Origin of the sequence: Streptomyces sp. NBC_01276 (genome assembly GCF_041435355.1) — a bacterium.
GTDB lineage: Bacteria > Actinomycetota > Actinomycetes > Streptomycetales > Streptomycetaceae > Streptomyces.
This window is the reverse complement of record NZ_CP108442.1, coordinates 673,451-696,650: the sequence shown is the minus strand read 5'-3', so window position 1 is coordinate 696,650 and position 23,200 is coordinate 673,451. Positions and strand designations below refer to the sequence as shown.

Annotated in this window: 5 protein-coding genes; 2 read left to right on the top strand and 3 right to left on the bottom strand. The window is 72.4% G+C overall.

Annotated elements, in window-relative coordinates; all coding sequences use genetic code 11:
* Positions 1–8 precede the first annotated feature (8 nt).
* Positions 9–1,040, bottom strand: a complete 1,032-nt coding sequence (locus OG295_RS02875; protein ID WP_371675371.1) for a 3-oxoacyl-ACP synthase III family protein — start codon at positions 1,038–1,040, stop codon at positions 9–11.
* A gap of 201 nt (positions 1,041–1,241) precedes the next feature.
* Here OG295_RS02875 and OG295_RS02870 point away from each other — a divergent pair, with 201 nt between their 5' ends.
* Both OG295_RS02870 and OG295_RS02865 read left to right on the top strand, forming a co-directional pair.
* Complete coding sequence (locus OG295_RS02870) at positions 1,242–2,462, top strand: cytochrome P450 (RefSeq protein WP_371675370.1); 1,221 nt, start codon at positions 1,242–1,244, stop codon at positions 2,460–2,462.
* Positions 2,456–2,686: a ferredoxin gene (locus OG295_RS02865; protein ID WP_371675369.1), complete on the top strand. Its 231-nt coding sequence runs from the start codon at positions 2,456–2,458 to the stop codon at positions 2,684–2,686. Before OG295_RS02870 ends, OG295_RS02865 begins: the two co-directional genes overlap by 7 nt.
* A 109-nt stretch (positions 2,687–2,795) precedes the next feature.
* On the opposite strand, the gene OG295_RS02860 is transcribed toward OG295_RS02865, so the two are convergent.
* Both OG295_RS02860 and OG295_RS02855 read right to left on the bottom strand, forming a co-directional pair.
* Positions 2,796–4,007, bottom strand: coding sequence for a cytochrome P450 (locus tag OG295_RS02860; protein WP_371675368.1), 1,212 nt, complete (start codon positions 4,005–4,007; stop codon positions 2,796–2,798).
* Positions 4,008–4,233: 226 nt separating this feature from the next.
* The gene (locus OG295_RS02855; RefSeq protein ID WP_371675367.1) at positions 4,234–23,169 is read right to left on the bottom strand and encodes a type I polyketide synthase; all 18,936 of its coding nucleotides are present in this window, start codon (positions 23,167–23,169) and stop codon (positions 4,234–4,236) included.
* Positions 23,170–23,200: the final 31 nt, after the last annotated feature.

The following is a 23,200-nucleotide window of genomic DNA, read 5'->3' as shown; positions in this document are numbered from 1 at the left end:
GACGGACGTCAGACCCCTTCCAGCGCGAAACCGGCCTTGATCCACTTGCTCGACTCGATGGCGATGCCGATCGCCCGCTCGCCCGGCGCCAGCCGGTCGAGGGCCCGCTCCAACTGGAAGAAGACCAGCGCGTTGGCGTTGTTGCCCGTCTCGTTGACGCAGGAGACCTCCTGGGCGCCGGCAGCCCCCAGCCGCTCCACGATCCGCCGGGTCATCCGGCCGGACAGCTGCGGCGGCAGCAGGTACGTGACGTCCTCCCGACGCCAGTCCAGGTCGTCCAGCAGTTCCTGGAGGGTCTCCTCGGACATCTCCGGGACGCGCGTCTCGATCGCCTTGTAGTCCTCGGTGGCGGCCGGCCGGTCCGAGTCGCGGTCCACGGGCCCGAACCATTCCATCGTCGCCCCCGCCGGCCGGTTCAGCCCGGTCAGCCGGGTCCGCACGGACACCAGCTCGCAGCGGCCCGCCGTGGTGTCGGTGGTGAGCACCGCCGCACCGGCGCCGTCCCCGAACAGCACGTAGTTCACCAGCTGGTCGGGCGGCAGCCGGTCCAGCCGCGCGTCGCAGTCGTAGAACCGGGCGAGCACGTCGCCGCCGATGACCAGAGCGGTACGGTGCCGGCCCGTCTGGAGCAGCTGGTGCGCCACGTCGAGGGCCTGGACCGCGCCCGAACACCCCGACTGCAGCTGGTAGGTGGCCACGTCGTCGATGCCCAGCACGTCGCAGATGACGTTCACCGTGGCCGGCATGAGCTGCTCCGGCGTGGCCGTCGCCATCACGACGAGGTCGATCTCCTCCGGCCGGACCCCCGCGGACTCCAGCGCCCTGCGTCCCGCCTCCACACCGAGCTCCGAGAGCGAAGCCCCGATCTCACCGGTCTCGATGTCGACCGCCAGATGACGGTGGCGCGTCCCGATGAACGCGTCCACCCACTGCTCCCACAGGGCGTCCATCCCGAACCGCCGGGCCAGCGCGGCATTGTCGACGGGAGGGCCCGGCAAAGCCGTTCCCACCGAGAGGATCCGGATGTGTGGAGTGTCCACGGTCTGCTCCTTTCCCTGGCTTTTCTGCGGCCATCATCCGAAAGGGCGCTTCCGTGCAGCTAACGCGGAGCTTTCGCGAACTCCCGCATTACCCGGCGCTAACGCCCGGGTCGGACGGGCTTGCGGCTCCCTCCCGGGTGCTCCTTGACTTCTTCCGGCCGTGGGAGGAATCCCGCGCACACGAGAGGAAAGAGGAACGCGATGGAATTCACCACCACGCGGAGCCCGTCCGACGCACCGCCCTTTCCGCAGCCGCGGGTCTGCCCCTATCAGCCGCCGCCGGAATACGAGCGCCTTAGCGGGCAGGGGCCGCTGTCGCGGGTCACCCTCTTCGACGGCCGCGTCGTATGGCTGGTCACGGGCTACCCCGAAGCCCGGCAACTGCTCGCGGACCGGCGGATCTCCGCCGACCGGCAGCGCCCCGACTACCCGGCCGTGGCGCCGCGCTTCCAGGCCGAGGTGGCCAAGCGGCTGGTGCTCATCGGCATGGACCCGCCCGCCCACGACGAACACCGGCAGCTGCTGAACCCGTACTTCAGCCGGAAGCGGGTCGAGGAACTGCGACCGGTCGTCCAGGGCATCGTGGACCACTACGTCGACCGGATGCTGGAGACGGGTCCGCCCGCCGACCTCGTACGCGATTTCGCGCTGCCCGTGCCCTCACGGGTGATCTCCGAGATCCTGGGCCTGCCCGCCGAGGACCTGGAGTTCTTCCAGGAAGCCTCCCGGTGCCTCCTGCAGGCCACCACCCGGGAGGAGTCCCAGAAGGCGGGCGGTGAACTCGTCGGCTACCTGGACCGCCTGGCGGCCCTGCGGCGCACCGAACCCGGCCCGGGACTCATCGGCCTGCTCGCCCGCGAAGAGGTCGAGGCCGGCCGGCTCAGCCACGCCGACCTCGTCCAGATGGCCCTCGTCATCCTGGTCGCGGGCCACGAGACCTCGGCCTCCACCATCGCCCTGGGCACCATCACCCTCCTCGATCACCCCGAACTGCTCGCCCGGATGCGGACGGACCCGGCCGGCGTCCCGGCCGCGGTGGAGGAGATCCTGCGCTGCGTGGCCGTGACCGACCTGGCCGGCGTACGGGTCGCGACCGAGGACGTCCCCGTCGCCGGCGAGGTGATCCGCGCGGGCGAAGGGGTCCTGCTGTCGGCGACGATGGCCAACCGGGACCCCCGCGTCCATGAGGAGCCCGCCGTCTTCGACACCGGCCGCACCGGCCGCCGGCACCTCTCCTTCGGCTACGGCATCCACCAGTGCCTGGGACAGAGCCTGGCCCGGATGGAGCTGGAAGTCGCCTTCGCCACCCTCTTCGAGAGGATCCCCACCCTCCGCCTGGCCGTCCCCGCCGACCGGCTGCCCACCCGGCCGCCCGGCAGCGGCACGGTCCAGGGCGTCAACGAGATGCCGGTGACGTGGTGAACGACGAGGAGCGCGGCGGCCCCCGGGTCACGGCCGACCGGGAGACCTGCATCGGGGCGGCCCAGTGCGCCTACAACGCCCCCGCCGTCTTCGACCAGGACGACGAGGGGTACGTCGTCGTGGTGGATCCCCGCCCCGCCCCCGGGGAACACGAAGCGGTCCGCGAAGCCGTGGACCTCTGTCCCGCCCGGGCCATCACGTTCGGCGCCGGCCCCGGCCGGTAGCGACCCCCGCCCCGACCCGCTCCGACCCGTACCGCCCCCGCCCCCACCCGTACCGACAGCGAAGCCCCGGAGGCCCAGGCCTCCGGGGCTTCGCTGTCGGTACGGGCACTCAGGACCCGCTGCCGCCGGCGCCCCACGCCACCGGAAGCGAACCGAGGGTCCTGATCTGCATGCCCTTCAGCCACGCCACGTCCTCGGGAGCCACGTCGAGCCGCAGGTCGGGGAAACGGTTCAGCAGGGCGAGGACCGCCACCTGGAGCTCCAGCCGCGCCATGGCCGCACCCGTGCAGTGGTGCACCCCGTGCCCCAGGGACAGGTGGGTCCTCCCCTCCCGCCGCAGATCCAGCTCGTCCGGGTTCTCGAACGCCCGCGGGTCCTTGTTCCCCGCCGGCGTGGCGCACAGCACCGGCTCACCGGCCCTGATCAGCTGCCCGCCGATCTCCACGTCCTCCGTCGCGTACCGGGCGAACACCGTGTGCGAGACGAGCGGGACGAAGCGCAGCAACTCGTCCACGGCCTGCGCCACGATCTCCGGGTTCTCCCGGAGCAGCCGCGCCTGACCGGGGTGCGACAGCAGCGTGTACATGATGGACGCCAGCTGGGACGCCGGAGTGTCGTAGCCGCCGATCAGCAGCATGTACACCAGGTCGAGGAGCTCCTCGTCGGTGTAGGCGCCGTCGGCGGCGACCTCCAGCATGCCGCTGATCAGGTCGTCGCCGGGCTCGGCACGACGGCGTTCGATCAGCTCGTGGACGTAGGCGCGCAGCTCTCCCAGTTCGACCGCGATCTCGTCGTTCGACAGCTCCGTCCGGCCGAAGAAGCACTGCATGCGGCTCTGGAACCGGTCCCGCTCCGCGTACGGCACGCCCAGGAGCTCACAGATGTTCAGGGCGGCGAACGGATTCGTGAACGCGGTCACGAGATCGGCCGACGAACCCTCCTTGGCCATGTCGTCGATCAGCTCCTCCGCCACCTGCGAGATCCGCGGCCGCAGCTGCTCGATTCCGCGGTTGGAGAACGGCTTGGAAACCAGACGGCGCAGCCGGCTGTGCTCCGCCCCGTCCGCCCCCATGATGCTGCCCCCGATGGGCACGGGCGCCACGCGCGCCTCGTCACGGCCCTGGGCGGCGGCCCGGCTGAACCGCTGGTCCCCGAGGACCGACTTGATGTCCTCGTACCGGCTCACCAGCCACGCGTTCTCCCCGTACGGAGGGGTGACCCATACGGGACGCCCGTGCTCCAGGAGTTCCCGGTAACTGTGGTCGAGGTCGAGGCCTCTGATCTCGGTGAAGGTGAACGGGACGGGAATCCGTGCGGTCATCGGGATTCTTCCTTTGCGGTAGGGACCCGCATCACCATGGTGAGGCGCGTGGGTGTTTCCAGCGTCACAGCCCGCGCTAACCACCGGCTTACCCGCTCCTTTCCGGTACGCCATTTCCGTGGATTGCGGCAGCGGACCGGGTGGCGAATGGAGGTGCGGGAGGAAATGCCGGAGGGCGGACCGGCGGCCGGTGCCGCCGATCCGCCCCCATGGTGAACCGGACCGGTCAGTCGAGGTCGCTGTCGATGAATTCGAAGAGGTCCTCGTCGGCGGCGGCATCCAGCCCGTCGGGGAAGGCCGCCCGTCCGTCCGGGGCGGGCGTGCCGTCCGGCCCCTCCGAGGCGGTGGCGAGCCTGGTCAGGAACGCCTCCAACCGGGCCCGCACGCGGGACCGCTGGTCCGCGTCGCCGGAGATCTCCTCGAAGCCCGCCTCCAGGGCGTCGAGCGATGACAGGGCCGCGCTCGGCACCTCCTCGGCGAGCCTCTCCCGCAGGTGCTCGGCGATCGCGGCGGGCGTCGGGTAGTCGAAGGCCAGCGTCGTCGGCAGCCGCAACCCGGTCGCCCCGTTCAGGCGGTTGCGCAGCTCGACGGCGGACAGCGAGTCGATTCCCATGTCCAGCAGACCGCGCCCGGCCTCCACCGCGGCCGGCGAGGCGTGCCCCAGGACCTGCGCGACCTGACGGTGCACCAGCTCGGCCAGGAACCGGGCGCGTTCGTCCGCGTCCATGCCCATGAGCTGCTCCCGCACCCCGGTGGCCGCGGCGCCGGAGGTCCGGGTGGCCGCGGGTGTACCGGCGGCCGACGCCCGCACCAGACCCCGGTACAGGCCGGGGAGTTCGCCCGCCGCCGAGCGGTCGCGCAGCTCCCTCATGTCGAGCCGTACGGGAGCCGACAGCGCGGCGCCGCGTGCGAGACAGGCATCGAACAGCGTCAGCCCCTCGGCCGAGGGGATCGCCGCGATGGCCATCCGGCCCAGCCGGGCGCGCTCGCTCGTTCCGAGCGAGCGGGTGAGGTCGCTCTCCTCCGCCCAGAGTCCCCAGGCGAGGGAGGTGGCGGGGAGGCCTTGGGTGTGTCGGTGGGTGGCGAGGGCGTCGAGGTAGGTGTTGGCGGCGGCGTAGTTGGCCTGTCCGGGGGTGCCGAGGGTGCCGGCGATGGAGGAGTAGAGGACGAACGCGGTGAGGTTCTTGTCCTGGGTGAGTTCGTGGAGGTGGTGGGCGGCGTCGGTTTTGGGCTGGAGGACGGTGTGGAGGTGGTGGGGGGTGAGGGATTGGACGGTGGTGTCGTGGGTGGTGCCCGCGGTGTGGATGACGGCGGTGAGGGGGTGGGTGGGGGGAATGGCGTCGAGGAGGGTGGTGAGTGCCCGGCGGTCGGAGACGTCGCAGGCGGTGAGGGCGACGTGGGCGCCGAGTGCGGTGAGTTCGTTGGTGAGTTCGGTGGCGCCTTGGGCGGCGGGGCCGCGGCGGCTGGTGAGGAGGAGGTGGCGTACGCCGTGTTCGGTGACGAGGTGGCGGGCCAGGAGGGCGCCGAGCGTGCCGGTGCCACCGGTGACCAGCACGGTCCCCTCGGGATCGAAGCGGGGGGCGTCCGAGGCCGTGTCCGCCGGAGCGGCACGGACCAGTCGCGGCGTGAGGAACATCCCGTCGCGCAGGGCGAGTTGCGGCTCCCCGGTGGCGAGGGCGGCATGAAGGACCTCGGGCGTCGGCCCGTCGGTGCCGGTGGCGACGTCGCTGTCACCGTCGATGTCGAGGAGGACGAACCGGCCGGGGTGTTCGGCCTGGGCCGAACGCACCAGACCCCACACCGTCGAGGCACCGAGCCCGTCGACACCGTCACCCGGACGCGCCGCCACGGCCCGTCGGGTCACGCACACGAGCCGCGCGCCATCGGTCCGGTCCTCCGCGATCCACCGCTGGACGGCGGACAGCGCGTCCTGAGCGTTGCGGTGCGCCAGGGCGACCGCGTCCTCACCGGGCTCCGCCGAGCAGCCGAAGGACACGACGACGGCCTCGGGAACGTCCTGCGACTGCCGCCCGTCCGGGTCGACGGACACCCACTCCACGTCGAACAGGGAATCCCGGTGTGAGTCCGCGGACGAGCGCAACTGCCGTGCGTCGAAAGGGCGCAGGGTCAACGAGCCCACCGTGACGACCGGCGCGCCCGAGGTGTCCGTGAGCTCCAGGGCGACGGACCCCGCCGGCAACGGAGAGATCCGCACCCGGACGGACGCGGCGCCCGCGGCGTGCAGCCGTATCCCGTTCCACGCGAACGGCAGCCGCAGCACGCCACCGTCCTCGTCCTCGCCTTCGCCCTCGCCGTCGCCGGCACGGCCGTCCGCGGCCCGCAGGCCCAGGGGGTGCAGGGCGGCGTCCAGGAGTGCCGGGTGCACGGCGAACAGGGCGTCGTCACCGCGCAGCGCCTCGGGCAGCTCCACCGTGGCGAACAGCTCCCCTCCGGCCCGCCACACGTCCTTCAGGCCACGGAAACCGGGCCCGTAGTCCTGGCCGCGGGCGTCCAGCAGCTCGTACACCTCCTCGGCGCGCACCCGCGTCGCCCCGGCCGGGGGCCAGGGGGTGGGGGCGGTGGACGCGTCCTGCTCCACCTCCTCCGGCCGGAGCAGGACACCGACCGCGTGCCGGGTCCAGGGGGACCCGTCGGTTCCGTCGGGTCCGGCCGCCACGGAGGTCCGGGAGTGGACGGTCAGCCGGCACCGCCCGGTGTCGTCGGGCTCGCCGAGCAGCAACTGCAGCTGGACGGAGGAGTCTTCGGGTACCACGAGTGGTGCTTCCAGGGTCAGTTCCTCCACGAGGGTGTGCCCGGTACGGGCACCCGCGCACAGCGCCAGATCGACGTAGGCGGTGCCGGGCAGTACGGCCGTGCCGTGCACCGCGTGGTCGGCCAGCCAGGGGTGATTGCGCAACGACAGCAGCCCGGTGAAGAGGTGCCCCTGTCCGTCCCCGAGCTGGAGATCCGCACCGAGCAGCGGGTGATCGGCGGCACCGAGACCGAAATCGGTGGCGTCCCCCACCGTCACCGGGGTGTTGATCCAGTGGCGTTGGCGTTGGAAGGGGTAGGTGGGGAGGGGTGTGGTGGGGGTGTTGGGGTTGTAGAGGTTGTTCCAGTTGATGGGGTGGTTGGTGGTGGTGTGGAGGGTGGTGAGTGCGGTGGTGAGGGTGTGGGGTTCGGGCTTGTTTTTGCGGAGGGTGGGGATGTGGGTGGCGGTGGTGTTGGTGTGTTGGGCGAGGGTGGTGAGGGTGGCGTCGGGTCCTATTTCGAGGTAGGTGGTGACGTCGTTTGCGTGGAGGGTGTGGAGGGCGTCGTGGAATCGGACGGGTTGGCGGGCGTGGTTGATCCAGTGTTCGGGGTCGGTGATTTCTTCGGTGGTGAGGAGGGTGCCGGTGAGGGTGGAGACGATGGGGATGGTGGGCGGGTGGTAGGTGAGTTTCTGCAGGGCGTGCCGGAATTCCTCCAGCATGGGTTCCATGAGGGGGGAGTGGAATGCGTGGGAGACGTTGAGGCGGGTGGTTTTGATGGTCGAGGGGAGTTGGCCGAGGAAGTGGGTGGTGGCTTCCTCGGTGCCGGCGACGACGGTGTGCCGGGGTCCGTTGATGGCGGCGATGGCGAGGTCGGGGGTCAGTAGAGGGGCGATGTCGGTGTAGGGGGCCTGGATGGCGGTCATGGTGCCGCCGGTGGGGAGGTGTTGCATGAGGCGGGCGCGGGTGGTGATGAGGGTGGTGGCGTCGGGGAGGGTGAGGACGCCTGCGATGTGGGCGGCGGCTATTTCGCCGATGGAGTGTCCGGTGAGGTGGTCGGGGGTGATTCCCCAGGATTCGATGAGGCGGTAGAGGGAGATCTGGAGGGCGAAGAGGGCGGGTTGGGCGTACTGGGTCTGCCGGAGGAGCTCGGTGTCTTCCAGGAGGGCGTGCTGCAGCGTCCGGGGGAGGTGGGGGTTGAGGTGTTCGCAGACGCTGTCGAAGGTCCGGGCGTAGACGGGGTAGGTGGTGTAGAGCTCGTGGCCCATCCGGGGGCGTTGGCTGCCCTGCCCGGTGAACATGAAGGCGAGCCGGCCGTCGTGGTCGGTGGTGTGTCCGAGGGTGAGGCCGGGGTGGGTTTCGCCGTGGGCGAGGGCGTCGAGGCCTGCGAGGAGTTCCTCGCGGTCGCTGCCGATGATGCCCGCCCGGTGCGGGAAGCGGGTGCGGGTCAGGGCCAGGGAGCGGCCGGTCTCCGCGATGGGGGTCCCGGGATGCGCGGTGACGTGTTCGTGCAGGCGGAGGGCCTGGTCACGCAAGGCCGCTTCGCTCTTCGCCGACACCACCCAGGGCGTCACGCCGGGGGAGTCCTGGACGGGCTGTGGGTCCTGCGCGGACTCGGGCTGTTCGAGGATGAGGTGGGCGTTGGTACCGCTGATGCCGAAGGAGGAGACAGCGGCACGGCGCGGGCGGCCGTCGGGAGTGGTCCAGGGTGCTGCACGGTCGAGGAGGGTGACGGCTCCGGCGGTCCAGTCGATGTGGGGGCTGGGTTCGTCGGCGTGGAGGGTTTTGGGGAGGAGGCCGTGGTGCATGGCCATGACCATTTTGATGATGCCGGCGACGCCTGCGGCGGCCTGGGTGTGGCCGATGTTGGATTTGAGGGAGCCCAGGCGCAGTGGCTGGTCGGTGGGGCGGTTCTGGCCGTAGGTGGCGAGGAGGGCCTGTGCCTCGATGGGGTCGCCGAGACGGGTGCCCGTGCCGTGCGCCTCGACGGCGTCGACGTCCGAGGGCGCCAGGCGGGCGTTCGCCAGGGCCTGGCGGATGACGCGTTCCTGGGCGGGGCCGTTGGGTGCGGTGAGGCCGTTGCTGGCGCCGTCCTGGTTGACGGCGCTGCCCCGGACGACGGCGAGGACCCGGTGGCCGTTGCGCTGAGCGTCGGAGAGCCGCTCCAGCAGGAGCAGGCCCGCGCCTTCGCTCCAGCCGGTGCCGTCGGCCTGCGCGGAGAAGGCCTTGCACCGGCCGTCCTCCGACAGCCCGCGCTGCCGGCTGAACTCGATGAAGGTGGTCGGCGTCGCCATGACGGTCACGCCGCCGGCCAGGGCCAGTCCGCACTCCCCGTTGCGCAGCGCCTGCGCCGCCAGGTGCAGTGCCACGAGTGAGGACGAGCAGGCCGTGTCGACCGTGATCGCCGGGCCTTCGAACCCCAGCGTGTACGACACCCGGCCCGAGGCCACGCTGCCCGCGCTGCCGCTGGTGAGGTAGCCCTCCAGCTCAGGCGGCATCGAGTGCAGTCTGGACGCGTAGTCGTTGTACATGATGCCGGTGAAGACGCCGGTGCGGGTGCCGCGGAGGGTGGTGGGGTCGATGCCGGCGCGTTCTACGGCTTCCCAGGCGGTTTCGAGGAGGAGGCGTTGCTGGGGGTCGGTGGCGAGGGCTTCGCGGGGGCTGAGTCCGAAGAATTCGGGGTCGAAGTCGGCTGCGTCGTAGAGGAAGCCGCCGTGGCGGGTGGTGGTGTGGCCGGTTTTGTCGGGGTCGGCGTCGTAGAGGTCTTCGGTGTTCCAGTCGCGGTCGGTGGGGAAGGGGCCGATGGCGTCGGTTTCGGTGGCGATGAGGTGCCAGAGGTCTTCGGGGGTGGTGACTCCGCCGGGGTAGCGGCAGGCCATGGAGACGATGACGATCGGGTCGTCGTCCCCGGTGCCCGCGGGTGTGGTGGTGGCGGGTTCGACAGGGCTGGTGGTTCCGGTGAGCTGTTCGCGCAGGTGTGCGGCGAGGGCGTGCGGGGTGGGGTGGTCGAAGGCGACGGTGCTGGACAGACGGAGTCCGGTGGCCGCGTTCAGGCGGTTGCGCAGTTCCACGACCATCAGCGAATCGAAACCGAGCCGGTGGAACTCGGCCTCCGCCTGCACGGATTGCCCCGCGCTGTAACCGAGTACGCCGCCGGCCGCGTCCCGGACCAGTTCCTCCAGCCTGGTCTGGCGCTGCTCCTCCGTGAGCCCGGCCAGGTCCCGCTCCAGCGAGGAGCCGGTTCGGCCGGTCGGCCGGACGGCCGGGGTCCGTACGAAGCCCCGTAGAACGGCCGGGGCGTGCTCCGCTTGACCGCGGAGCGAGACCGTGTCCAGCCGGGCGGGCACGAGTACCGCGTCCCGCGAACGGAGGGCCGCGTCGAAGAGGGCGAGTCCCTCCCGGGCGTCGAACGGCGCGATGCCCAGCCGCCCCAGCCGGGTGAGGTCACCCGCGTCCAGAGCGCTCGCCATGCCGCCGGCCACGTCCCAGAGTCCCCAGGCGAGGGAGGTGGCGGGGAGGCCTTGGGCGTGTCGGTGGGTGGCGAGGGCGTCGAGGTAGGTGTTGGCGGCGGCGTAGTTGGCCTGTCCGGGGGTGCCGAGGGTGCCGGCGATGGAGGAGTAGAGGACGAATGCGGTGAGGTTTGTGTTCCGGGTGAGTTCGTGGAGGTGGTGGGCGGCGTCGGTTTTGGGGTGGAGGACGGTGTGGAGGTCGTGGGGGGTGAGGGTTTCGATGGTGGTGTCGTGGGTGGTGCCCGCGGTGTGCACGACCGCCGTGAGGGGGTGGTCCGCGGGGACGGTGGCGAGCAGGGCGCTCAGCGCCTCCCGGTCCGAGACGTCGCACGCGGCCACCGTGACCCCGGCCCCGAGCGCGGTGAGTTCGGCCGTGAGGGTGTCGGCGCCTTGGGCGGCGGGGCCGCGGCGGCTGGTGAGGAGGAGGTGGCGTACGCCGTGTTCGGTGACGAGGTGGCGGGCCAGGAGGGCGCCGAGCGTTCCGGTGCCCCCGGTGATCAGCACCGTCCCCTCGGGGGCCAGGGCCGGGATCGAGCCCTCTGCTTCCCCGGCCTTCGTCAGGCGGGGAACCAGGAACTGACCTCCCCGCAAGGAGAGTTGGGTCTCGCCGGTGGTGACGGCACTGTGCAGGGCTTCGGGGGAGGGCTCGCAGTCGATGTCGTCGTCGCCGTCGATGTCGAGGAGGACGAACCGGCCGGGGTGTTCGGCCTGGGCCGAACGCACCAGACCCCACACCGCGGCGGCCACCGGGTCGACCGCGTCCGCCGTGGTCGCGTTCCTGGTGACCACGACCAGCCGCTGATCCGGGTCTGCAGCGGCGAGGTGGTCGTGGACCGCGCCGAGCGCCTCGCCGAGCACAGCCCGGAGCTGCTCCGGCCCGCCCGCGCCGACGGTCGCCGCCACGCGGTGCACCACGACCGGGGGCGCGGAGGCAGGAGCCGCGTCGAGGGCCGGGGCGGCCGCCGACCACTCCAGGCGGAACAGGGAGTCGTGCGGCCCGCGGCCGGCCCTGAGGGCACCGGCATCCACGTCCCGCACCGTCAGTGACGCGGCGGACAGCACCGGCCGGCCGGACACGTCGGTCACCGTCAGCACCACGTCGTCGTCCCCGGCCGCCGGAGCCAGCCGGGCCCGCAGGCGCGTGGCGCCGCCGCCGTGCAGGACGACATCGGACCAGACGAAGGGGAGCCGGACCAGCTGCGCCCCGCGAGCCGCTCCGAGGCCCGCCAGAGCGACGGTGTGCAGGGCGGAGTCGAGCAGCGCCGGGTGCAACGCGAAGTCGCCCGACCCTGCCTCCCCGGGGAGGGACAGCTCCGCGAAGGTCTCGTCGCCGAGCCGCCACGCGGCGCGCAGCCCCTGGAACGCGGGCCCGTACGCGTAGCCGTGATCAGCCAGGCGCTCGTACGCCCCGTCGAGGTCTAGGGCCACCGCGCCCGTGGGCGGCCACGTGGCCCCGATGCCCCCGCCCGCGGCGGTCCGGGTCGCGGGGGCGAGGGTGCCACTGGCGTGCCGGGACCATGCGGAGGCGCCCTCGCGGCGGGAGTACAGCCGCACCGGCCGCGTCCCCTCGGTGTCGGCGCTCCCCACCCTGAGCTGGATGTCCACTGCCACGCCGTCCGGCAGTGCGAGCGGCGCCTCCAGGGTCAGGTCCCGCACCACGGGCGCGTCGAGTCGTGAGCCCGCTACGAGTGCCAGCTCCAGCATCGCCGTGCCGGGGAGGAGCGGGGTGCCGAGGACGGCGTGGTCGGCGAGCCACGGCTGCCTCGTCGGCGTCAGCCGCCCGGTGAACAGGTGGCCCTCCTCGCCGGCGAGCTCCACGGCCGCACCCAGCAGCGGATGTTCGGCCGCGGAGAGGCCGGCCGACCCCAGGTTCCCCACCGTCACCGGGGTGTTGATCCAGTGGCGTTGGCGTTGGAAGGGGTAGGTGGGGAGGGGTGTGGTGGGGGTGTTGGGGTTGTAGAGGTTGTTCCAGTTGATGGGGTGGTTGGTGGTGGTGTGGAGGGTGGTGAGTGCGGTGGTGAGGGTGTGGGGTTCGGGCTTGTTTTTGCGGAGGGTGGGGATGTGGGTGGCGGTGGTGTTGGTGTGTTGGGCGAGGGTGGTGAGGGTGGCGTCGGGTCCTATTTCGAGGTAGGTGGTGACGCCGTTTGCGTGGAGGGTGTGGAGGGCGTTGTGGAATCGGACGGGTTGGCGGGCGTGGTTGATCCAGTGTTCGGGGTCGGTGATTTCTTCGGTGGTGAGGAGGGTGCCGGTGAGGGTGGAGACGATGGGGATGGTGGGCGGGTGGTAGGTGAGGGAGCGTGCGGTCTCACGGAATGCTTCGAGCATGGGTTCCATGAGGGGGGAGTGGAACGCGTGCGAGACGTTGAGACGGGTCGTCTTGGTGCCGGCGGGCAGCTGGGCTGTGATGGCGGTGACGGCTTCGTCTTCGCCTGAGATGACGGTCGAGCGGGGTCCGTTGACGGCGGCGATGGACACCTGCCCGGTGTGTGGGGCGAGGAGGGGTGCCACCTCTGCTTCCCCGGCCTGGATGGCGGTCATGGTGCCGCCGGTGGGGAGGTGTTGCATGAGGCGGGCGCGGGTGGTGATGAGGGTGGTGGCGTCGGGGAGGGTGAGGACGCCTGCGATGTGGGCGGCGGCTATTTCGCCGATGGAGTGTCCGGTGAGGTGGTCGGGGGTGATTCCCCAGGATTCGATGAGGCGGTAGAGGGAGATCTGGAGGGCGAAGAGGGCGGGTTGGGCGTACTGGGTCTGCCGGAGGAGCTCGGTGTCCTCGAATACGGCCTCGCGCAGCGGGCGGGGGAGGTGGGGGTCCATTCCCTCGCAGATGGTGTCGAAGGTCCGGGCGTAGACGGGGTAGGTGGTGTAGAGCTCGTGGCCCATCCGGGGGCGTTGGCTGCCCTGCCCCGTGAACATGAAGGCCAGGCGGCCCTGATCGGTGGCCTTCGCCTGGACGAGGCGGGGGTGTGTGGCGCCGAGGGCGAGGGCGTCGAGCCCTTCGAGGAACCCGTCGATGTCCTCGGCCACGACCGCCGCACGGTGATCGAAGGAAGTCCGTGTGACCACCAGCGAGCGGCCCACTTCCGCCGGGCGCGGTGCCGGCCCGGTGGCGACCATGTCACGCAGTCGCGCCGCCTGTTCCCGTAGCGCCTCGGGGTGGGGCGCCGACAACACCCACGGCAGCGGGCCGCCGGTGTCGGGCCTGTCATCCTCCGGGCGGGCGCCCTCCGCGGCCGGCTCGGCCGCCTCCAGGATGAGGTGGGCGTTGGTGCCGCTGATGCCGAAGGAGGAGACAGCGGCACGGCGCGGGCGGCCGTCGGGAGTGGTCCAGGGTGCTGCACGGTCGAGGAGGGTGACGGCTCCGGCGGTCCAGTCGATGTGGGGGCTGGGTTCGTCGGCGTGGAGGGTTTTGGGGAGGAGGCCGTGGTGCATGGCCATGACCATTTTGATGATGCCGGCGACGCCTGCGGCGGCCTGGGTGTGGCCGATGTTGGATTTGAGGGAGCCCAGGCGCAGTGGCTGGTCGGTGGGGCGGTTCTGGCCGTAGGTGGCGAGGAGGGCCTGGGCTTCGATGGGGTCGCCGAGACGGGTGCCCGTGCCGTGCGCCTCCACGGCGTCCACGTCGGCCGGCTGGAGGCGGGCGGAGGCGAGGGCCTGGCGGATGACGCGTTCCTGGGCGGGGCCGTTGGGTGCGGTGAGGCCGTTGCTGGCGCCGTCCTGGTTGACGGCACTGCCCTTGATCACCGCGAGGACCTGGTGACCGTTGCGCCGAGCGTCGGAGAGCCTCTCCAGCAGCAGTAGCCCCGTACCTTCGGAGAATCCCGTTCCGTCCGCGTCCGCGGAGAAGGCCTTGCACCGGCCGTCCTCCGACAGGCCGCGCTGGCGGCTGAACTCGATGAGGGTGTTGGGTGTCGCCATGACGGTCACGCCGCCGGCCAGGGCCAGTCCGCACTCCCCGTTGCGCAGTGCCTGGGCCGCCAGGTGGACGGCCACGAGGGAGGAGGAGCAGGCCGTGTCGACGCTGATCGCGGGCCCTTCCAGCCCCAGCGTGTACGAGATCCGGCCCGAGGCCACGCTGCCGTAGCTGCCGTTGCGCAGGTACCCGTCCAGCTCCTCCGGGGCGGTGGTCAGCCGTGAACCGTAGTCGTTGTACATGATGCCGGTGAAGACGCCGGTGCGGGTGCCGCGGAGGGTGGTGGGGTCGATGCCGGCGCGTTCTACGGCTTCCCAGGCGGTTTCGAGGAGGAGGCGTTGCTGGGGGTCGGTGGCGAGGGCTTCGCGGGGGCTGAGTCCGAAGAATTCGGGGTCGAAGTCGGCTGCGTCGTAGAGGAAGCCGCCGTGGCGGGTGGTGGTGTGGCCGGTTTTGTCGGGGTCGGCGTCGTAGAGGTCTTCGGTGTTCCAGTCGCGGTCGGTGGGGAAGGGGCCGATGGCGTCGGTTTCGGTGGCGATGAGGTGCCAGAGGTCTTCGGGGGTGGTGACTCCGCCGGGGTAGCGGCAGGCCATGGAGACGATGGCGATCGGGTCGTCGTCCCCGGTGCCCGCGGGTGTGGTGGTGGCGGGTTCGACAGGGCTGGTGGTTCCGGTGAGCTGTTCGCGCAGGTGTGCGGCGAGGGCGTGCGGGGTGGGGTGGTCGAAGGCGACGGTGCTGGACAGACGGAGTCCGGTGGCCGCGTTCAGGCGGTTGCGCAGTTCCACGACCATCAGCGAATCGAAACCGAGCTTCTTGAAGGACTGGTTCGCCGCGATGCCCTCGGTGCCGTCGTGGCCGAGGACGGTGGCCACCTGGCGGCGTGCGAAGTCGAGCAGCTCGCGTTCGCGTTCGTCCTCCGGGAGCACGGCCATCCGCTGGGCCCAGCCACCGCCGGCCGCACCACCGTCCGCCAGGTGCGCGGCACGCCGCGCGGGAGCCCGTACCAGATCGCGGAAGACGGCCGGCACTCCGTCGGAGGCCGCGCGGGACCTCAGCCCGGCGAGGTCCAGCCGGGCCGGTACGAGCACCGCCTCCTCGCGCGTCAGCGCGGCGTCGAAGAGGGCCAGACCCTCGTCGGACGGCAGCGGGGCCACCCCCGCGCGGGCCATGCGGGCGATGTCCGCGGCGGCCAGGTGCCCGGTCAGCCCACTGGCCTCCTCCCACAGCCCCCAGGCGAGGGAGGTGGCGGGCAGGCCCTGGGCGCGCCGGTGGGCGGCCAGGCCGTCGAGGTAGGCGTTGGCCGCCGCGTAGTTGGCCTGCCCCGCGTAGCCGATGGTGGCGACGACGGACGAGAAGAGTACGAACGCGGCGAGACCGTGGTCCCGCGTCAGCTCGTGCAGGTGCCGTGCGGCGTCCGCCTTGGCGCCCAGCGTGGCGGCCAGGCGTTCCGGAGTCAGGCTCTCGAAGGTGCCGTCGTCCAGGGCCCCCGCCGTGTGCACGACCGCCGTGAGGGGGTGGTCCGCGGGGACGGTGGCGAGCAGGGCGCCGAGTGCCTCGCGGTCCGAGACGTCGCACGCGGCGACCGTGACCCGGGCCCCGAGCGCGGTGAGTTCGGTGGTGAGCCCGTCGGCGCCTTCGGCGGCGGGTCCGCGCCGGCTGGTGAGGACCAGGTGGCGCACTCCGTGCTCGGTGACCAGGTGGCGGGCGAGGAGGGCACCGAGCGTTCCGGTCCCGCCGGTGATCAGTACCGTCCCCTCCGGATCCAGGGCCGGATCCAGGGCCGGATCCCGGCCCTCGACGCTCCCGGCCCGGACCAGACGCGGCACCAGCAGCTCGCCGCCACGCACCGCGAGCTGGGGTTCGCCGCAGGCCAGGGCGGCCGGGAGGGCTTCGGCGGTGGTCCCGGCCGGGTCCGCGTCGAGCAGGACGATACGACCCGGCTGTTCGGACTGGGCCGTGCGCAGCAGACCCCAGACGGCCGCAGCGGCGAGGTCGGTGACGTCCTCGCCGGACCGGGCCGCGACGGCGCCCCGGGTGGTGACGACGAGCCGCGCGTGGGCGGAACCCGGGTCGCCCAGCCAGTCCTGGACCCGCCGCAGCACCTCTCCGAGCGTGGCGTCGAGGTCTCCACCGGCACAGTGCAGCACCGCGTCGGCTCCTCCCTCGCCGCCGACCCCGACCCCGGCCCCCTCCCCGTCCGCGCCGAGCACGACCGGCGTGGGACGGGCCGCCCCGTCGGCGGGCGCCGCGACCCCCGCCGCGACCCAGTCCAGCCGGTACAGCGACCGGCCGGGCCCCGACGCATGCCCGGCGGCGGCCAGCTGCTCGACGGATACGGGCCGCAGCGCCAGCAGCCCGGCCTCCGCGACACGGGCACCCGTCGGGTCGAAGGCCGTCACCGACACCGCGTCCGGACCGACGGGTGCGAACGCCACCCGCAGCTCCCGCGCCCCCGTGGCGTGCAGCCGCACCCCGTCCCAGGCGAACGGCAGCAGTGGCCCCTCCCAGGGACCGTCCCGCAGCACGACGGCGTGCAACGCCGCGTCGAGGAGCGCCGGATGCAGCCCGAACGCCTCGGCGTCCGCCCGCTGCGCCTCCGCGAGCCGCACCTCCGCGAACACCTCCTCACCGCGCCGCCACAGGGCGGTGAGCCCCTGGAAGGCGGGGCCGTACTCGTAGCCCCGCGCCGCCAGCTGCTCGTAGCGAGAGCCCAGGTCGACGGGCTCGGCACCCGTCGGCGGCCACACCCCGAGGGATTCCGGTTCCCCGGCCGTCGGCTCGTCGGGCGACAGGGACGCCGTCGCGTGGCGGGTCCACTCCCCGGCTTCCGCGCCGGGAGCGGTCGGCGCCGGCCGCGAGTGCACGCGCAACGGCCGCGCCCCCGCCGCGTCCGGAGCCCCCACGGTCAGCTGGAGCTGGACGTCGGCGTGCTCGCGCAGCACCAGGGGAGCTTCGAGGGTGAGGTCGTCGACGCGGTCGCAGCCGGCCTCGGCCGCCGCACGCAGCGCGAGGTCCACGAACCCGGTCCCGGGCAGGAGCACGGTGCCCGCCACGGCGTGGTCGGCCAGCCACGGGTGGGCGCGCAGCGACAGTCGGCCGGTGAGCAGCAGCCCGTCACCGTCGGCGAGGGAGACCAGGGCCCCGAGCAGCGGATGGTCCGCGGCGTCGAGCCCGGCACCGGCCACGTCCGCCCCGGCGGGCGGCGCCTCGATCCAGTACCGGCTGCGCTGGAACGCGTACGTGGGCAGGTCCACCGGCCGGGCCGGACCCGCCGTGCCGGGCACCGCCGCCCAGTCCACGTCGGCGCCGCCCGTGAACACGGTGGCCAGCGACCTCAGGAACGCCCGCCAGTCGCCCTTGTCACGGCGCAGCGATCCGACGACCAGGGCGGCGGCGTCGTGCCCGGCCGCGTGCGCGGACTCCGCCACGTCCTCCAGCGTGGCCTGCACCCCCGTCGTCAGGACGGGATGCGGGCTGCTCTCGATGAACGTCCGGTAGCCGTCGGCGGCCAGGGCGCGGATCGCCTTCTCGAACTGGACGGTGCCGCGGAGGTTGCGGTACCAGTAGTCGCCGTCCAGCACGGCCGTGTCCACCGGCTCGCCCAGCAGCGTCGAGTAGAACGCCACGCCCGACGAGCGGGGCGTCACGTCGGCGAGCGCCGTCAGCACCGCCTCGCGGATCTCCTCCACGTGCGCGGAGTGCGAGGCGTAGTCCACCGCGATCGTCCTGGCCTCGACGCCCTCGGACCGGCAGGACTCCACCAGCTCCGCCAACGCCCTCGGGTCACCGGACACCACCGTCGCGGACGGTCCGTTGGCGGCCGCGACCGACAGCCGGTCCCCCCAGGGCTCCAGCCGGGCCCGGGTCTCCTCCAGCGGCAGGGGGACGGAGCCCATGCCGCCCTTCCCCGCGAGCGCGCGGATCGCCCGGCTGCGCAGCGCCACCACCTTCGCCGCGTCGTCGAGGGAGAGCGCGCCCGCGACGTACGCCGCCGCGATCTCACCCTGGGAGTGGCCCACCACGGCGGTGGGGACGACGCCCACGGAGCGCCACACCTCGGCCAGCGAGACCATCACCGCGAACAGCGCGGGCTGCACCACGTCCACCCGCTCCAGCCCCGGAGCGCCCGGGGCCGCGCGCAGGACCTCGGTCAGGGACCAGTCCACGTACGGGGCCAGGGCGCGTTCGCACGCGGCGATGGAATCGGCGAACACGGTGTGGGAATCGAGGAGGTCCACCGCCATCCCCGCCCACTGCGAACCCTGCCCGGGGAAGACCAGGACGGTCCGTCCCCCGCCGTCGGAGGCCCCCTCGACCACCGTGGCCGGGGACTCGCCGCGGGCCAGCGCCTCCAGGGCGTCGAGGAGGGACTGCCGGTCCTCACCGAGGACCACGGCACGGTGGTCGAGGAGGGCACGGCCGGCGACGAGGGCGTGGGCGACATCGGCGGGCTGGAGCTCGGGCCCCGCGAGGAGGTGCTCGTGCAGCCGGCCCGCCTGGGCGCGCAGCGCCGGTGCGTCCTTGGCCGACAGCACCCACGGGATCGCGGTGCCCTCGACGGGCGTGGTCCCCGAGACCTCCTCGGTGGGCGGTGCCTGTTCGAGGATGAGGTGGGCGTTGGTGCCGCTGATGCCGAAGGAGGAGACGGCGGCGCGGCGGGGGCGTTCGGTGTCGGGCTGCCAGGGGGTGGCTTCGGTGAGGAGGGTGACGGCTCCGGCGGTCCAGTCGATGTGGGGGCTGGGTTCGTCGGCGTGGAGGGTTTTGGGGAGGAGGCCGTGATGCATGGCCATGACCATTTTGATGACGCCGCCGACGCCTGCGGCGGCCTGGGTGTGGCCGATGTTGGATTTGAGGGAGCCGAGGTGCAGGGGTCGGTCGGTGGGGCGGTTCTGGCCGTAGGTGGCGAGGAGGGCCTGGGCTTCGATGGGGTCGCCGAGGCGGGTGCCCGTGCCGTGGGCTTCCACGGCGTCGACGTCCGCCGGTTCCAGGCGGGCGCTCGCCAGGGCCTGGCGGATCACCCGCGCCTGCGACGGACCGTTCGGGGCGGACAGGCCGTTGCTGGCACCGTCCTGGTTGACGGCGCTGCCCCGGATGACGGCCAGGACCCGGTGGCCGTTGGCCTCCGCGTCCGACAGCCGCTCCAGCGCGAGCACGCCCACGCCCTCGCCCCACGCCGTGCCGTCGGCGTCCGCGGAGAAGGCCTTGCAACGGCCGTCCGCGGACAGCCCGCGCTGCCGGCTGAACTCCACGAACATGCCGGGCGACGCCATCACCGTCGCACCACCGGCCAGGGCGATCCCGCACTCTCCCTGCCGCAGCGACTGCGCGGCGAGGTGCAGGGCCACCAGGGAGGACGAGCACGCCGTGTCGACGGTCACCGCGGGCCCCTCCAGACCCAGCGTGTACGCCACCCGGCCCGAGGCCACGCTCGCCGTGTTGCCGGTGAGCAGGTACCCCTCGTACCCCTCCGCCGGCTCGTGCAGCCGGGGCCCGTAGTCCTGTGACATGGCGCCTACGAAGACACCCGTCGAGGAACCGCGCAGCGAGGTCGGGGCGATCCCCGCGCGCTCCAGCGCCTCCCACGAGGTCTCCAGCAGCAGCCGCTGCTGGGGGTCCATCGCGGCGGCCTCGCGCGGGGAGATGCCGAAGAACGCGGGATCGAACGCGTCGGCGTCATGGAGGAAGCCACCGTGCCGGGCATAGGTCTTGCCGGGCCGGCCGGGCACCGGATCGTACAGCTCCTCGATGTCCCAGCCGCGGTTGACGGGCAGACCGGAGATGGCGTCGCCGCCCGCCTCGACCAGCCGCCACAGGTCCTCCGGCGAACCGAGCCCGCCCGGGTAGCGGCAGGCCATGCCCACGATGGCGATCGGCTCGTCGGAGATCCGCGCGGCGGCCACGCCCCCGGCAGTGGTCCCGGCCGAACCGTCCGTGAGCTCCGTCAGCAGGTGGTCGGCCAGCGCGGAGGGGCTCGGGTAGTCGTAGATCAGCGTCGAGGAGAGGCTCAGCCCGGTGACGGCGTTCATCCGCCGCTGGAACTCCACCGCGCCCAGCGAGTCGAAGCCGAGCTCCTTGAACTTCTCCGTGGGATCGACCGAGTTCGGTGTCACATGCCCGAGCACGGTCGCCACGGCGGTACGGACCAGCTCCAGGAGGAGGCGTTCACCCTCGGCCCGCGACACCGCGCGGAGGCGCTCGGCGAGCGACAGCTCGACGGACGCCGGCTCTTCCCCGCCCGCCGTGGGACCCGTCGCGCGCGGGGCGGCGGTGGCGGTGGGAACGCTGTCGATCCAGTGGCGTTGGCGTTGGAAGGGGTAGGTGGGGAGGGGTGTGGTGGGGGTGTTGGGGTTGTAGAGGTTGTTCCAGTTGATGGGGTGGTTGGTGGTGGTGTGGAGGGTGGTGAGTGCGGTGGTGAGGGTGTGGGGTTCGGGCTTGTTTTTGCGGAGGGTGGGGATGTGGGTGGCGGTGGTGTTGGTGTGTTGGGCGAGGGTGGTGAGGGTGGCGTCGGGTCCTATTTCGAGGTAGGTGGTGACGCCGTTTGCGTGGAGGGTGTGGAGGGCGTTGTGGAATCGGACGGGTTGGCGGGCGTGGTTGATCCAGTGTTCGGGGTCGGTGATTTCTTCGGTGGTGAGGAGGGTGCCGGTGAGGGTGGAGACGATGGGGATGGTGGGCGGGTGGTAGGTGAGGGAGCGTGCGGTCTCACGGAATGCTTCGAGCATGGGTTCCATGAGGGGGGAGTGGAACGCGTGCGAGACGTTGAGACGGGTCGTCTTGGTGCCGGCGGGCAGCTGGGCTGTGATGGCGGTGACGGCTTCGTCTTCGCCTGAGATGACGGTCGAGCGGGGTCCGTTGACGGCGGCGATGGACACCTGCCCGGTGTGTGGGGCGAGGAGGGGTGCCACCTCTGCTTCCCCGGCCTGGATGGCGGTCATGGTGCCGCCGGTGGGGAGGTGTTGCATGAGGCGGGCGCGGGTGGTGATGAGGGTGGTGGCGTCGGGGAGGGTGAGGACGCCTGCGATGTGGGCGGCGGCTATTTCGCCGATGGAGTGTCCGGTGAGGTGGTCGGGGGTGATTCCCCAGGATTCGATGAGGCGGTAGAGGGAGATCTGGAGGGCGAAGAGGGCGGGTTGGGCGTACTGGGTCTGCCGGAGGAGCTCGGTGTCCTCGAATACGGCCTCGCGCAGCGGGCGGGGGAGGTGGGGGTCCATTCCCTCGCAGATGGTGTCGAAGGTCCGGGCGTAGACGGGGTAGGTGGTGTAGAGCTCGTGGCCCATCCGGGGGCGTTGGCTGCCCTGCCCGGTGAACATGAAGGCGAGCCGGCCGTCGTGGTCGGTGGTGTGTCCGAGGGTGAGGCCGGGGTGGGTTTCGCCGTGGGCGAGGGCGTCGAGGCCTGCGAGGAGTTCCTCGCGGTCGCTGCCGATGATGCCCGCCCGGTGCGGGAAGCGGGTCCGGGTCAGGGCCAGGGAGCGGCCGGTTTCGGCGGGGGTGGCCTCGGGGTGTGCGCAGAGGTGTTCGTGGAGGCGGCGGGCCTGGTCGCGTAGGGCTGCCTCACCCTTCGCCGACACCACCCACGGCAACGGGCCGTCCCCGCGCGACACCGGCTCCCCGGACTCCACGGACTCCCCGGGCTCCACGGTCGTCACGGGCTCCGCAGCCGTCGCCGCAGCGGGAGCCTCCGCCACGATGAGGTGGCAGTTCGTCCCGCCCATGCCGAAGGAGGACACACCCGCGATCAGCGGACGGTCCGGGCGCGGCCAGGGCGCGAGCTCCGTCTGCACCGCCAGGTTCAGGTCGGCCAGCGGGATCCGCGGGTGGGGGGAGACGTGGTTGAGGCTCGGCGGCAGCATCCGGTGGCTGATGCTCAGCGCGACCTTGAGCAGGCCCACGATGCCGGCAGCGCCCTCCAGATGGCCGACGTTCGTCTTGGCCGAGCCCACCGGGAGCGGGAAGTCCGCGGCGCGCTCCACGCCCAGCGCCGCACCGAGCGCCGCCGCCTCGACGGGATCGCCGACCGGTGTTCCGGTGCCGTGCAGCTCCACGTACTGCAGGTCCTCCGCCGACACCCCGGCGTTGAGGCGCGCCAGCCGCAGCACCTCCTCCTGGGCGCTCGCGCTGGGCACCGTCAGCCCGTCCGTCGCGCCGTCGTTGTTGACGGCGCCACCGCGGATCACGCAGTACACCTGGTCACCGTCGCGCAGCGCCCGGTCCAGGGGTTTGAGGACGACCAGACCGCCGCCCTCGCCCCTGACGTAGCCGTTGGCGCGCGCGTCGAAGGTGTAGCAGCGGCCGTCCGGCGACAGACCGCCGAACTTGGCGGCGCTCACCGTGCTCTCCGGCGCGAGGTTGAGGCTCACGCCACCCGCGAGGGCGAGGGTGGACTCGCTGCGGCGCAGGCTCTCGCAGGCCATGTGCACGGCGACCAGCGAAGAGGACTGGACCGTGTCCACCGTGACGCTCGGGCCGTGCAGACCCAGCGTGTAGGACACGCGGTTCGCGATGATGCCGCGCTGGAGCCCCGTGAGGGTGTGCCGCCCGATGGACTCGGCCCCGCCGCGCCGCAGCAGGTTCCCGTAGTCGTCCGCGATGGCACCGATGAAGACCCCCGTGCGCGTGTCGCGCACCGCCGACGGGAGCAGCCTGGCGTCCTCCAGGGCCTCCCAGCTCAGCTCCAGCACCAGCCGCTGCTGCGGGTCCATGGCCGCGGCCTCGCGCGGGGAGACGCCGAAGAAGGCGGCGTCGAACCGGTCCACCTGATCGAGGTAGGCGCCACGGCGCGTCACCGCCTTGCCCGGTGCGTCCGGATCGGCGTCGTACCAGGCTTCGGCGTCCCAGCGGTCCTTCGGAGTCTCGCCGACCGCGTCGACACCGGCCCGGAGGTTGTCCCAGAACGCCTCGGGGTGGGATGCCTCGGGCAGGCGGCAGGAGAGTCCGACCACGGCGATCGGAACGTCCCGGACAACGGCGGTGCCGGAGGCGGCGGGGTCAGTCTGACTCACGATGGGTTCCATGCCGTTCATCCTCGGAACG